Annotated in this window: 13 protein-coding genes; 3 read left to right on the top strand and 10 right to left on the bottom strand. The window is 42.1% G+C overall.

Annotated features, from left to right (window positions below; all coding sequences use genetic code 11):
• Nucleotides 1-130: 130 nt before the first annotated feature.
• The 4 genes from AB5935_RS13765 to AB5935_RS13750 form a co-directional block, all read right to left on the bottom strand.
• Complete coding sequence (locus AB5935_RS13765; RefSeq protein ID WP_007836146.1) at nt 131-1,366, bottom strand: sodium ion-translocating decarboxylase subunit beta; 1,236 nt, start codon at nt 1,364-1,366, stop codon at nt 131-133.
• Nucleotides 1,366-3,228: a biotin/lipoyl-containing protein gene (locus tag AB5935_RS13760; RefSeq protein WP_007856258.1), complete on the bottom strand. Its 1,863-nt coding sequence runs from the start codon at nt 3,226-3,228 to the stop codon at nt 1,366-1,368. The genes AB5935_RS13765 and AB5935_RS13760 overlap by 1 nt, the downstream gene beginning before the upstream one ends.
• 30 nt (nt 3,229-3,258) lie before the next feature.
• A complete protein-coding gene (locus AB5935_RS13755) occupies nt 3,259-3,510 on the bottom strand; it encodes an OadG family protein (protein WP_007836150.1) in 252 nt (83 codons plus the stop codon).
• Nucleotides 3,511-3,778: 268 nt separating this feature from the next.
• On the bottom strand, nt 3,779-4,279 hold the full coding sequence (locus AB5935_RS13750) for a nitroreductase family protein (RefSeq protein ID WP_007840726.1): 501 nt from the start codon (nt 4,277-4,279) through the stop codon (nt 3,779-3,781).
• 62 nt (nt 4,280-4,341) lie between these two features.
• On the opposite strand from AB5935_RS13750, the gene AB5935_RS13745 reads away from it, so the two are divergent.
• The gene (locus AB5935_RS13745) at nt 4,342-4,995 is read left to right on the top strand and encodes an HAD family hydrolase (protein ID WP_007836153.1); all 654 of its coding nucleotides are present in this window, start codon (nt 4,342-4,344) and stop codon (nt 4,993-4,995) included.
• 9 nt (nt 4,996-5,004) lie between these two features.
• On the opposite strand, the gene pfkA is transcribed toward AB5935_RS13745, so the two are convergent.
• Complete coding sequence (gene pfkA / locus AB5935_RS13740; protein WP_005845888.1) at nt 5,005-5,985, bottom strand: 6-phosphofructokinase; 981 nt, start codon at nt 5,983-5,985, stop codon at nt 5,005-5,007.
• 259 nt (nt 5,986-6,244) lie between these two features.
• Between pfkA and AB5935_RS13735 the strand changes: the two genes are divergently transcribed.
• Nucleotides 6,245-6,685, top strand: a complete 441-nt coding sequence (locus tag AB5935_RS13735) for a DoxX family protein (RefSeq protein WP_007836156.1) — start codon at nt 6,245-6,247, stop codon at nt 6,683-6,685.
• 5 nt (nt 6,686-6,690) lie between these two features.
• Here the strand turns inward: AB5935_RS13735 and AB5935_RS13730 are convergent, their stop codons facing one another.
• Together AB5935_RS13730 and AB5935_RS13725 are read right to left on the bottom strand one after the other, a co-directional pair.
• Nucleotides 6,691-7,686, bottom strand: coding sequence for a DUF4435 domain-containing protein (locus AB5935_RS13730; RefSeq protein WP_007836159.1), 996 nt, complete (start codon nt 7,684-7,686; stop codon nt 6,691-6,693).
• 21 nt (nt 7,687-7,707) lie between these two features.
• Entirely contained in the window at nt 7,708-8,529 is an 822-nt protein-coding gene (locus tag AB5935_RS13725; protein ID WP_007836167.1) for an AAA family ATPase, read from the bottom strand.
• A gap of 82 nt (nt 8,530-8,611) precedes the next feature.
• Here AB5935_RS13725 and AB5935_RS13720 point away from each other — a divergent pair, with 82 nt between their 5' ends.
• Nucleotides 8,612-9,538 carry a DMT family transporter gene (locus AB5935_RS13720; RefSeq protein ID WP_007836169.1) on the top strand — a complete coding sequence of 309 codons (927 nt, stop codon included), beginning with the start codon at nt 8,612-8,614 and terminating at the stop codon, nt 9,536-9,538.
• A 108-nt stretch (nt 9,539-9,646) separates the two neighbouring features.
• Here AB5935_RS13720 and AB5935_RS13715 read toward each other — a convergent pair whose 3' ends face one another.
• Genes AB5935_RS13715 through AB5935_RS13705 form a run of 3 tightly spaced genes read right to left on the bottom strand, consistent with a single transcriptional unit; the run spans nt 9,647 to nt 12,554 of the window.
• Nucleotides 9,647-10,507 carry an SDR family NAD(P)-dependent oxidoreductase gene (locus AB5935_RS13715; protein WP_007836171.1) on the bottom strand — a complete coding sequence of 287 codons (861 nt, stop codon included), beginning with the start codon at nt 10,505-10,507 and terminating at the stop codon, nt 9,647-9,649.
• Nucleotides 10,504-11,730: an NADH:flavin oxidoreductase gene (locus AB5935_RS13710; protein WP_007845840.1), complete on the bottom strand. Its 1,227-nt coding sequence runs from the start codon at nt 11,728-11,730 to the stop codon at nt 10,504-10,506. The genes AB5935_RS13715 and AB5935_RS13710 overlap by 4 nt, the downstream gene beginning before the upstream one ends.
• 59 nt (nt 11,731-11,789) lie before the next feature.
• Nucleotides 11,790-12,554, bottom strand: a complete 765-nt coding sequence (locus AB5935_RS13705) for a DUF1295 domain-containing protein (RefSeq protein WP_007836177.1) — start codon at nt 12,552-12,554, stop codon at nt 11,790-11,792.
• Nucleotides 12,555-13,041 lie beyond the last annotated feature (487 nt).

The raw sequence follows: 13,041 nt of genomic DNA, 5'->3' as shown, positions 1-13,041 counted from the left end.
TTGTTTTAGCTAGGAGAACGATACAGAGAGAATGAATAAAAAACACGAACTATACAGATTTTACAGTATTGTCTAAAACACCTGTAATTTCCGTATAATTCGTGTCCGAATAATTTAAATACAATGTATTTTATTGTAGGAATGAAATCAGCACACCGGCAGCCACGGCAGAACCGATAACTCCTGAAATGTTACTTGCCATACAATATTGAAGCACATGATTTTTGGAGTCATACTTCAAAGCAATTTCATTAGCCACACGGCTGGCCATGGGCACAGCACTCAAACCTGTAGCACCAATCAGTGGATTGATTTTCTTTTTGGTGAAAAGATTCATCAACTTCACAAACAAGATACCACCGGAAATAGACAAGGCAAACGCCAAGAAACCACCTACCACAATGCCGATAGTAGTCCAGTTCAAAAATGCCTCCGTAGTCATTGTCGCACCGACTGACAACCCCAAGAAGATAGTTGCCGCATTCATGATACTATTTGAAGCTGCATCAAACAAACGTGAAGTATCACTACCTATTTCCTTAATCAAGTTACCAAACATCAACATACCAATCAAAGGCACTGCACTTGGCACAAACAGAGCGACCACCGTAGTCACTACAATCGGAAATACAATCTTCAGCACACGAAGATTCTTGATTTCTACCGAAGAAGGATATTTCTTTTCCTGTTCCTTCATATTGATACTCAATTCTTTCTTCGTACACCAGATTTTCACAACCAACGGAATGATAACGGGTACCAGAGCCATATACGAATAAGCGGCAATGGCAATCGGCCCTAGCAAATGGGGAGCCAGTTTAATAGTGGTAAAGATAGCGGTAGGACCGTCTGCTCCACCAATAATCCCCAATGAAGCCGCTTCTTTCGGAGTGAACCCCATCAAGATAGCTACCAGCAATACAGTGAAAATACCCAACTGTGCAGCTGCTCCGAAAATAGAAAGCCGCAGATTACGCAACATCGGACCAAAGTCTGTCAAAGCACCTACCCCCATAAAAATAATAGGCGGAAGAAAACCGGTCTTAATCAACATGTAGTAGATAAAGTTCATCAGGCCCAAGTCGTGCGCAATTTCGTGCAACGGCATTTCCCAGATGTTCTTCAGTGCTCCATTCACCATTACCATGCCATTCTCATCGGCCTGGACAACCCCCATCTCACCACCGGGAAAGTTAGCCAGCAACACTCCGAAAGCTATCGGAATCAGCAGCAGTGGTTCGTACTTTTTCTTGATACCCAAGTAAAGTAAGATGAACGCAATGGCATACATTATCAAGAATTGCGGCTCAGCAATAATATTGCTGAAAGCAGTCATATCATAAAGTCTTTCAAATATATCTTCCATTATACTATTTTCATTAATACGTCATCCTCTGAAACCGTGTCACCCGAATTAGCGCAAATAGCAGTTATAGTACCGTCATATTCCGCACGGATCGCATTATAGGTCTTCATTGCTTCGACGTAACAAATCACATCACCTTTATTAACCTTTTCACCCACCTTCTTCGGGGTTTCCTGAGCATTCTTTACCAAGAAGAATTTACCTTCCAACGGAGAAAGCACATCTTTCCCTTCACCTACCGGAGCAGGAGCAGTTTGTGCAGGAACTGCACCCGAAGCAGCTGTCAGCGTAGCAGGATCTACAGCACCATATGCCACTGTAACACGATAAGGTTGTCCGTTCACATCCACTGTCAGTACTTTTGTTTTGTTTTCAGCTTCGACAGGAGTAGTGGCATTCGCCTTCTCCTCACGACGTTTCTTCACATCTGCCAAGAAGTCTTCTTTCGCCTTTCCACTCTTATAAGCTTCATACTGGGCCGGATGCATGGCATACTCAAACAGTTCTTCGTCATCCTGTCCTTTATCCCATTGTTTTTCAAGCATCATCTTACGATATTTTTCCAACTGGTCGGGATAATTGTCCTGAGGATTGCCATCAAAGAACTTGCGGCCTTCACGTTCTGCCTTTTCAATAATTTCAGGGGCCAGTTTACCCGGTAAACGTCCTGCTTTACCCAAAATCATATCCCAAATATCATCGGCAATCATTCCCCAACGTTCCTTACCTTTCTCCATAGCCATTACATTCATCATGGCAAGGTTCTTCACATACTGGCTAAACGGAGTTACCAAAGGAGGATAGCCCACACGCGGCCATACGTAAGCAACTTCATTGAACAGCTTGATCAACAATTCATCCTGGGTCATAAACGGCAGGTTACGTTTTGCCTTATACTTGTTGATAGATTCCAGGTTCGTTTCAAGATCGGCCATCAAACTTCCCATCATGCCGCCCGGTAATCCCGGAGCAATCAGTAAAGAATTCATCAGACGGTTTTTGGGACTGATATATAAACCAAGGAAATCATCCATAAACTCCTGAATCATAGAACGCACTTTCATATACGCTTCCATATTAATTTCGGGCACTTTAAATCCGGCATCTTTCAACATGGCTTGCACACTAATCAAATCAGCATGGCCGGTTCCCCATGACAATGGTTCCATACCTACATCAATATAGTCGCAACCAGCCTGGCATACTTCCAAAATAGAAGCCATATTGAATCCGGGCCCCGCATGAGAGTGATACTGTATAGGAATATTTTTAATCTTCTTGATTCCGGCAACAATCTTTCCCAATGAAACGGGACGTCCGATGCCGGCCATATCTTTGATACAGATTTCATCGGCTCCGGCTTCTATAAGCAGTTTGGCCATATTCACATAATATTCCACAGTATGTACCGGAGAGAAAGTGATACAGAGCGAACATTGTGAAATCATTCCGGCTTCATGAGCATAGCCGATAGAGGGGATAATGTTGCGGACGTCATTCAATCCGCAGAAAGTACGGGTAATATCCGTTCCCTGCGCATGTTTAACCTTATAGAATAATTTACGGACATCTGCCGGAACGGGACTCATACGGAGACCGTTCAACGCACGGTCCAGCATATGGGTCTGGATGCCTGCTTCGTGGAAGGGTTTCGTCCACTCGCGCACAGCTCTATTCGGATTTTCACCAAACAATAAATTTACTTGTTCAAAACCACCACCATTTGTTTCCACACGGGCGAAACAGCCCATTTCAATAATAGCCGGGGCAACCTTAACCAACTGGTCTACACGAGGCACGTACTTACCTGCACTCTGCCACATATCGCGAAAGACCAGACTAAATTTTACTTCTCTTTCCATTTTTGATAAATGTGTTTTTCTTTTTTTGGATTATAACTTCTCAATCTTTATCACCTGACCTTTACCTGCCGTCAAAATCTCAACTGCCGCCTTAATAGCATCCATAGCACCAGTATCTGCCGTAGGTGCTACAGCAGGTGCTTTTTTAGGAGCTTCTTCGGGAGCCACTTTGTTGACAACAGTAATAAGGTACTTGCTTAGATAGATAACGATGAGGAGAATGACAAAGACAGTCGCCATACCGACCACCATCAACATCAATCCAACTCCTATGTTCTCCATAATTTTTAGTGTTATTAATAGTACTTACTACACTCATAGGTTATTCAAAGCCTAAAAAGTGCTCAAATTTAGCCATTTCGGCTTTACTTCTATCATAAATGGAATACAAAATATGCAAAATTATCAGAAAATAAGAAGAGACTAAAAAGAATGAGCTTAAAATCCGGAACAGTCATCAGGCCAAGAGATTAATAGTATCTTCGTCCACTGTAAAAGGAAATTAAATCTGCCTGCCCGATGGCACTCCGAAAGGTGTTTTTGTGATTTTTTAAAGAAGGATTTCATTTAATGGTTTCCGCTTCTTTTCTGTGGGTTCATCCTCCGCATAACCGACCGGAATCAAGACGGCCGGTTCCAAATTTTCAGGCAATCCCAAAACCTCACTGCATCGCGGAGTGTCAAAATTACAAACCCAACAAGTACCCAGTCCTTGTTCGGCAGCAGCCAGACAAAGATGTTCTACTGCAATAGCAATGTCAATATCAGCGTGATCCTTATTATCGGCACGCCGATGCCAAGACTCATTATGATTCACACAAGCCACAATGATACAAGGAGCCGTAGCAAGCCATTCCCGTTTATAACATGAATACAACGTTTTCAGTACGGCCTCATCTGTAACAATACGGAAACGCCATGGTTGAAAATTAACTGCAGACGGTGCAAAACGTACACATTCCATGATATAATCCAACTTTTCAGCCTCAATAGGACGATTGGCATATTTGCGTGCAGAGTAGCGCGCCTTCACTAATTCTAGAAAGTTCATAAGCATTATTATTAGTTTGCATACAAAAATAGTAACTTTGCACCGATAAAAGAAGTACAAATATGAAGAAACTTGTAATATTCGACCTGGACGGCACATTACTGAACACTATTGCCGACCTAGCTGCCGCCACCAACCAAGCCTTACAGTATTATGGCTATCCTACACATGAAATGGAAGCATACCGTTTTTTTGTAGGAAACGGAATCAATAAATTATTTGAGCGTGCTCTGCCTGAAGGGGAGCGTACGGAAGAGAATGTATTAAAGATACGTTCACAATTCATCCCTTATTATGATGAGCACAATGCCGATTTAAGCCGCCCTTATCCCGGTATCTCCGAATTATTAAAAACACTGCAACAGCAAGGGATCATGATAGCGGTCGCCTCCAATAAATACCAAGCAGCTACCCGAAAGTTAATAGCACACTATTTTCCAGAAATAAACTTTGTGGAAGTACTGGGACAACGCGAAGGTATCCCCGCAAAACCCGATCCATCCATCATAAACGAAATCATGACAAAAGCAGGAGTCAAACAGGAAGATATACTTTATGTAGGTGATTCTAATGTAGATATGCAAACAGCGCATCATGCCGGAGTAACAGCTATAGGTGTGGCATGGGGATTCCGGCCGCGCACAGAATTGGAAGCCTTACATCCGGCACATATCATAGAAAAAGCAGAAGAATTACTTCCGCTTCTCCTTTCATGATTATTTTCATTAAATAGATAATTCATCAAGCACCTTGATAAGCGATTTATCAAGGGGCTTGTCTTTTTTAATTGCCTCAGAAAAAGGTACATATACCACCTCATCGTTATGAATGCCAATCATCACGTTGCGCTGCCCTTCCAATATGGCATCAATAGCTCCCGCCCCCAGACGGCTGGCAAGAATACGGTCATAAGCACTAGGCGAACCTCCACGTTGCAAATGCCCTAAAATGGTAACACGCACATCATATTGAGGATATTCTTTCTTGACACGCTCTGCATAATGCATGGCACCTCCGTCTTTCGGACTCTCGGAAACAATAACAATACTGCTATTCTTTGTCTTACGAAAACCGCGCCCGATAAATTTCTCCAATTGATCCACATCCGTACGATCTTCAGGAATAATCGCTGCCTCAGCACCAGAAGCAATGGCACTGTTTTGAGCCAGAAAACCGGCATCACGTCCCATCACTTCCACAAAGAATATACGGTCGTGAGAGGTTGCCGTATCACGGATTTTATCCACACATTCCACAATCGTATTTAAAGCCGTATCGTAACCTATGGTAAAGTCAGTACCATAAAGATCATTATCTATTGTACCAGGTAACCCGATACAAGGCACATCATATTCTTCCGCAAAAATCCGGGCTCCTGTAATAGAACCATTTCCACCTATAATCACCAAAGCATCAATTCCTTCTCGCTGCATAGTATCGTATGCTTTCTTGCGTCCTTCTACTGTTTGGAATTCAGCAGAACGGGCTGTCTTCAACATCGTTCCCCCACGTTGAATAACACTGCTCACATCCTGGGTGGTCAGTTCCTTCACTTCTCCATTAATCAGCCCTTCATATCCTCTATAAATACCCTTCACTTTAAATCCGTTACAAATTGCACTCCGGGTTACCGCACGGATAGCGGCATTCATGCCAGAAGCATCCCCTCCGGATGTCAGCACTCCAATACATTTAATTGTTTTCATATATTCGTATGTTAGCTTTTATCGTTACCTAAGGTACGACAAACATTATACCATATAGAACTAATATTTATTATAATTGTTCTTTTTTTATTCCTTTTGCACGAAGTCCTGACATTCGTTTCAAGAGTTTTTCTACAATAAAAAATTAATATGAGCGAATCAACCATCTCCAAAGAAACAAACAGTGAATGATTTGAACATTTCACCCTTTTGTTACGTTTATATAAATATAGTATAAACAAAAAAATAAAAACGTATTATGTCAGTCATTTATAAATTCTTATTTCCATCCAAGCCCGATGGCACTGCTATGTCACTTCTGATATTAGCTTTACGAATCCTGTTTGGTATTTTACTCATGTCGCACGGTGTACAGAAATGGGCCAACTACGATGTCATGTCCGGCAGTTTTCCCGATCCTTTAGGAATAGGCAGCCAACTTTCACTGGTACTGGCTATTTTTGGTGAAATGGTTTGTTCGATGGCTTTCATTTTCGGATTCCTTTATCGCTTGGCAATGCTTCCGATGATCTTCACCATGTGTATCGCATTCTTTGTTGTTCATGGTTCTGATCCTTTCGCCGTTAAAGAATTAGCCTTTATTTATCTGGTAGTATTCATATTATTGTATATAGCAGGACCGGGTAAATTCTCACTAGATCATTTCATAGCCAAAGCACTTGCCTCCCATAAGAAATAACCGATTCAGATATGTTTCAAGAAACGTTCTATATCTGCTTCCAATTTTTTATAAAGAGGTGATAACTTATAGCTGGTATGTTTGCGGAGTACAATGTCTACTCCCAACTGCCGGCGCTGATAGCTGGTCAGTTCATTATGAAACTGCATATTATGCTCTGCCAGTTCTTTAATCTCCGTTTCACGTTCACGGCGTAACACATTGCAGACAGGTACTAACAATCTCATCACTACACTATCCATAATGTGATGTCCTTGAATAAACATATAGGTATTGTCCTCATTCACTCCCAATTTGGCAAATTCCCGCTTCATCGCCTCTATTTCCTCCAAGGCTTTCGGATGGCGGCGTTCCAGTTCCAATAATTTACGCCTCACCCTGCGGCTCATACTCTCTAAACTCCGTTCAGGATGATAGACACTGACTCTATCCAATTTCACATACGAACAGAAGTCAAGCAAAGAAAATTCGGAAAGATTATGTTTTCTATAAAACCACACCGACCAAATGAACAACGGATAAGCTATTTGGGAATACATACGCATAAAAGCGACAAAATCCACCAACGGATGGTCATTCAACGTTGCCATGACACAAACCTCATGCAATGCTTCAGCATAACACTGATAGTTTTCTATAGCATATGCATAGGTATGAAAAACATATTTGTTATTTATAATATAACGTGAAGTATGGGTAGCCCCCTGTAACAGATAGTCATAATCACTATCTACACAAGCTATCATATTTTGTCCCAACTGAGGTCCCAGTTCATTCATCAGCACAGACTTCTTACCTTTAGCCAAAGTGGTTTTCGAAGGAAGCATCACTTCGAAATAACGAGTTTCATTTTCGTATTCACCTAACAAGGTACGCCAGAATGAAATATCATCATAGCTCTCAACGTATGCAATAATCTTGCGTCGCGAACATTTAGGTTTCAATTTGTTGGCCGCACCAATATATAAGGAGGACAGATTCTCGGACAATCTTTTTCCCATAGTATCGTCGTTAGAAATTGTTTATTTTGTAATATCACTCACCTCGGTCACTGCATCCAGCCAGCCATCCATAATCACAGCAGGCGAATGAGTTGTCAACACAATCTGTACATTAGGATTCAATTGCCGTATCAATGAAATAAGGCGTTGCTGCCATTCCACATGCAAGGATACTTCAGGTTCATCCATAAACAGGACTCCCCGACGGTTGTCTTGTACCAGAACCGTCAGCAAAATAACCAAAATCTGCTTCTCACCGGAAGACAGTTGATAAGGATAAAGTATATCTCCATCCTGTTCAAACAAAATCTCATTACTTTTACGAATGATTTTTTTACCGGTTTCACCAAACAAGTCATCCATCAAATCCTGGAATTTCGTCTTGGGGTAAGACATTTCGGCAGCACGAAGCTGACCGTCAGGGCCACCGGAAGTAAGGCACTCAATAATGCGGTTACCAATATTTACCTGATAATCCAAATAACGCCGTTGCAACTGATAAAGTTGCCAATCCAATTCTGTCTTAACATTCTTATCCGCCATCTTTTCGAGAAGTTCCGAATGAATCAACGGACGGTCAAAACTACGGATTACATCAAAGTGTATCAGGGTCGCATCTTCCGGAGAAAAGACAAAATGTACCCCGGGAGTCGAACCGTTACTCAACGCTCCGCCTTCCAAAGCCGTCAGACTGTTCACAGATCTGTTCAGGATAGTGCTCTTGCCGATACCATTCACTCCGCTCAGAATATTGACATCCGGACGCAGTTCCCATGAGATATCTTTACGGCCCCAAAGCCGCTTTATCTCAATACGTTTTATATAATCAGCTTGTTTTTTCATTTTTGATAGATTTACTTATAAGCAAAGATAGAAAATATAAAAAAAACCTCCTACATTTGCACTGTTATTTAAGGTAAAAAGAATGGCTATTCAAAAGTACAAAGGACATTTGGCATTGCTAGGCGCTGCCATAATGTGGGGATTGATGTCCCCAATTGGTAAAACGGCGTTAGAAAACGGTATTTCAGGTCTTTCCCTCGCTACATTTCGAATGACAGGAGGTGCTATCTGTTTTTGGATAGCTTCTATTTTCGCTCCTAAAGAACAAGTAAAGCCGCACGACTTGATGATGTTGTTCTTTGCAGGATTATTGGGTATCGTCCTGAATCAGGGATGTTTCACTTTCGGACTATCACTGACTTCCCCCATCGATGCTTCCATTGTAACCACCACAGCCCCTATCGCTACTATGATTGTCGCTGCCATTTATCTGAAAGAACCGGTTACAGGGAAAAAAGTGATTGGCATTTTTCTAGGTTCCATCGGAGCTTTAACACTCATATTGAGCAGCCAAGGCTCAACAGATGGAAAAGGCGGAAGTATTCCCGGAGATTTGCTTTGCCTGTTGGCACAAATCAGTTTCTCATTCTATCTGGCTATTTTTAAAGGACTGATCAGCAGATACAACATATTTACTTTAATGAAATGGATGTTCACCTATGCAGCCATCTGCTTTATTCCATTTTCCTATCATGAGGTCTCGACCATACATTTTCACGAAATTTCCACTTCTACATGGGCCTGCGTAGCCTACGTCATTGTAGGTGGAACATTCCTTGCCTATATTCTGATGATGATCGGACAGAAAACATTGCGCCCTACTGTCATCAGTATGTACAACTATGTGCAGCCTATTGTAGGAACCAGTGTCTCTATCTTGTTAGGAATGGGAACCTTCGGCATTGCCAAAGGAATAGCTGTGGCACTGGTATTCACGGGAGTTTATATTGTGACTCAAAGTAAAAGCCGTGAACAGATGCTGGCTGAACAAGCAGCCAAGAAAGAATAACCTCAACTACACTGCAATCCGAAACCAGACACTCTTCACCGACCATAAAAGCCGTATCCACTCTACTTTTAAGTAATGATACGGCTTTTTATGTATTTAAAGGAATTCTCAGACAATTGGCTCCTCCAATTTCAGTTTCTCCAAATATGCTTTCGTATCCGCCCAAAGCTGTCTTGCCTGTGGATGATTCATAAACTTATCCTTTACTTTTTTAGGCTTGCAAGAAGCGAACATTTGCCCTGTAACTTCTTTCCATCGATCATCCAAAAGCAAACTGACAGCTGTCGCGGCTCCTTGCTTCGGAGTACGGATACAAGGACGGAACAGTATGTCAGTCAACGGGTCAAACCACATATCCATACGGATGATATTGGTAGAAACAATACCAGGATCGGCAGCATTGACAGTAATTCCTTCTGTTTTCAGCCTTTCAGAAAGTTCACGGGTAAAAAGCCACAAAGCCAATTTTGTATTACTGTAAACAGGGATACGCCAAAAACTGCCTCTTTTTCCACGAATCAAAAATTCAGGAGTAATCTTCCCTATGGAATACGTGCAAGAAACCATGTTCACAATCCGGGTTCCTTGACCCATCAGAGGCAATAATTTCAAAGTCAGTAAAAAAGGGGCCACATAATTCACAGCTACCGTATATTCCAAACCATCCTCCGTTGTAATCAAACCACCGGAACTCATTGTTCCCGCATTGTTCATCAGTAAATCGATATGCTTTCCGCGCCCCAACAAGTCGTCCGCGATATTAGTCACAGAAGCCATGGAAGAAAGATCAACTTGTCTGACTTCTATCTCTTTATTGCCAGTTTCCAAAATCAACTGGTTCTTACGCTCCTCTCCTTTAAAAAGAGTGTAACACAACATTATTACATGATAGCCGGCCTGTGCTACCGCACGGGTTATTTCAGTACCCATTCCTCCATCGGCACCGGTTATTATGGCTAATTTACTCATTGGTTCTCTAATTTTTCTATTTCACGTTCCAAGCAAAGGGGTAATTTCTCTTCCAGATGTTTGTGACATGCCATATCAATAGTGTACATTCTCGCAATACAATAATTACTATGACCGCAATTGCAACGAGCCTTTTCTTCAGTCCGCAACCGATTCACAAAACCAGGTTCATTCAGCAACGCCCTTCCCATCTGTACAAATTCAAAACCATCATCCAATACCTCATCTATCTTTTCACGAGATACCAGCCCTCCCACATATACTAACGGAATTTCCTTTATTTCTGTTCTGAATCTTAATGCATCTTCCAAGAAATAAGCCTCTTTAAAAGGTACTGTCGGAATCATCCATTTACCTACCATACGTACCCCATATTTCAGCCACCAGCAGTTCATATAATGTGTCATACTTTTTATAGGCATCGCTCCCCGCATGACATACATAGGCGCTTTGCTTACAAAGCCTCCGCTCAGCACCAACGCATGAGCCCCGTCTTGTACCAACCGTTTCGCTACCTGCACAGCTTCATCTATTTCCATGCCGCCTTTAAAACCGTCACGCATATTGGTTTTTACCAGAACGGCCATGTCATTACCTGCGGCACGCATCACTTCCTCCATTACCATATCCATAAAGCGCATACGGTTCTCCAACGAGCCGCCGAACTCGTCCTTACGATGATTGGTGTAAGGTGAAAGAAACTGACTGATAAGATAGCCATGCCCTGCATGTACCTCCACCGCGTCAAATCCGGCCTCACGTGCCCAATTAACCGACTGACCGTATGCCTTTGCCATCTGCGGCAGTTCCTCCTTGCGCAAGCCACGCACAAAAGTAGGCGAATAAAGATTAAAACCGGAAGAAGCTCCTACGGGTGTTACCCCACAAATACTTTTGTGCGACATATTTCCACAATGTCCCAACTGAATGCTTGCAGCAGCTCCTTCTTTATGAACCGCATCGGTTATTTCCCTTAATCCCGGTATAATTTCAGGGCGCATCCACAATTGCCTGTCGAAAGAAAGGCCACTTTGTGTAACAGCTGCATAAGCAATAGTAGTCATTCCCACTCCACCTGCTGCCACCGAACAGTGATAATCCTTCAATTGCCGGGACGGCGCATTACCCGGACACATGCTCTCAAAAGCAGCCGAACGAATCGTACGGTTACGCAAAGTCAGCGGCCCGATAGAAGCGGGAGTAAATAATTTAGAGTTCATCATTCATATGTTATGTTTCGCTTTCATCATTTCCTGAAACAGAAACGATATACTATTCAAATTCAATAAATAAAAGGAATCATTCTTTTCTTTTTTCCTACCGCATCCTTACCAAACTCTTCCCGGTAACGGTTACGGATGGAATTGGCACGTGGAGCCAGATTAGCAAACGTCCACAGTACAAACACCCATGCAGCAGGCGAACAAGTGAGTACGGCAAACCCTATCCATTCCACCAACTCGCCAAAATAGTTGCCCGAAGTGACATATCGGTACATTCCCTTCTGTGGCAAATAATGGCGTGTATCGCCCGGTTTACGTAAATGGCGGATCACACTGTCGGAATGTAGATTAATGCCCATCCCTATAAAGAACAAAATGATCCCAAACCAAAAAGAAGGAGTACTGAGCCAGGCATCTGTATAGAGTCCTTCCGGAGCCAGATAGAACAACCATTCGCCCTGCATCAGTCCGTTCAGGACATTAAAGACCACTCCCATCAACATAATGGCAAGGGGCATCCGGCTCTTTCCTTTCATCAGGAAAGGGAAGATAAAAGAGCGCTGGAAATAATGTAATTCAAAAAGAAGAAAAAAGAGGAAAGGAGCAGCATCAAAACGCACGCTGCTGTTCCACCACAGATAAAGCATTACAAGGAATACAGGTGCTTCCATCAGCACCCAACCTAATTTATTGTTCACTGAAAGTCCCCATTTCGGGGTGTGGAATATACCATAACCGGCACGTACATAATAGAGGGCTACAAATACAATCACCGCAAGTGCGGACATTGCCAATAGCAAAAATTCAAAAGTCTGTTGTCCCATACTCGTTCCTCCCTGTATTAAATTTAGTAAGTCACTAACAAATTTAAGGGAAAAATCAGAGGAAAGCAACAATTAAGAGATTTTTTGCAAGAAAAGGATACGATTTTTATCGCAGAGAAGGCTTTATTTAGAGAGCGCTGTACTATTTTGTACAGGTTTTCCATTGATTTCCACCCCAAAGGTTTGCCTTATAAACCAATCCGGCTGAGATGTATCTACATTGCAAAAACCAGTAGTACCTGCCTTCCCTTTATCTTTTATATACTGGAACTTCATATATGTATCACTTGTAAGATATATAATCTTTCACCTGTAACATTACTAATCTTACAGCCCACACATTAGTAACGTGTCACCCCACACGTTACTAACCTTTCAAACGTCCTGTTCTTTTCTGAAAAGAACAAGGCCTTTAAAAAAAAGAACAAGACGTTTTCATTGAAAGAACAAGAGCTTTTTAAAATTTGACCTGTTGTTTTTTCCATAA

This window comes from Phocaeicola sp. RTP21198st1_B8_RTP21198_201120, assembly GCF_040929485.1.
GTDB lineage: Bacteria > Bacteroidota > Bacteroidia > Bacteroidales > Bacteroidaceae > Phocaeicola > Phocaeicola dorei.
The sequence above is the reverse complement of the archived record's forward strand: the minus strand, read 5'-3'. Positions and strand labels throughout refer to the sequence as shown.

What these genes read in the sequence shown, in the direction of transcription:
- AB5935_RS13765 (WP_007836146.1), bottom strand. Translation starts at nt 1,366, where the DNA reads ATGGAAGATATATTTGAAAGACTTTATGATATGACTGCTTTCAGCAAT.
- AB5935_RS13760 (WP_007856258.1), bottom strand. Translation starts at nt 3,228, where the DNA reads ATGGAAAGAGAAGTAAAATTTAGTCTGGTCTTTCGCGATATGTGGCAG.
- AB5935_RS13755 (WP_007836150.1), bottom strand. Translation starts at nt 3,510, where the DNA reads ATGGAGAACATAGGAGTTGGATTGATGTTGATGGTGGTCGGTATGGCG.
- AB5935_RS13750 (WP_007840726.1), bottom strand. Translation starts at nt 4,279, where the DNA reads ATGAACTTTCTAGAATTAGTGAAGGCGCGCTACTCTGCACGCAAATAT.
- AB5935_RS13745 (WP_007836153.1), top strand. Translation starts at nt 4,342, where the DNA reads ATGAAGAAACTTGTAATATTCGACCTGGACGGCACATTACTGAACACT.
- pfkA (WP_005845888.1), bottom strand. Translation starts at nt 5,985, where the DNA reads ATGAAAACAATTAAATGTATTGGAGTGCTGACATCCGGAGGGGATGCT.
- AB5935_RS13735 (WP_007836156.1), top strand. Translation starts at nt 6,245, where the DNA reads ATGTCAGTCATTTATAAATTCTTATTTCCATCCAAGCCCGATGGCACT.
- AB5935_RS13730 (WP_007836159.1), bottom strand. Translation starts at nt 7,686, where the DNA reads ATGGGAAAAAGATTGTCCGAGAATCTGTCCTCCTTATATATTGGTGCG.
- AB5935_RS13725 (WP_007836167.1), bottom strand. Translation starts at nt 8,529, where the DNA reads ATGAAAAAACAAGCTGATTATATAAAACGTATTGAGATAAAGCGGCTT.
- AB5935_RS13720 (WP_007836169.1), top strand. Translation starts at nt 8,612, where the DNA reads ATGGCTATTCAAAAGTACAAAGGACATTTGGCATTGCTAGGCGCTGCC.
- AB5935_RS13715 (WP_007836171.1), bottom strand. Translation starts at nt 10,507, where the DNA reads ATGAGTAAATTAGCCATAATAACCGGTGCCGATGGAGGAATGGGTACT.
- AB5935_RS13710 (WP_007845840.1), bottom strand. Translation starts at nt 11,730, where the DNA reads ATGATGAACTCTAAATTATTTACTCCCGCTTCTATCGGGCCGCTGACT.
- AB5935_RS13705 (WP_007836177.1), bottom strand. Translation starts at nt 12,554, where the DNA reads ATGGGACAACAGACTTTTGAATTTTTGCTATTGGCAATGTCCGCACTT.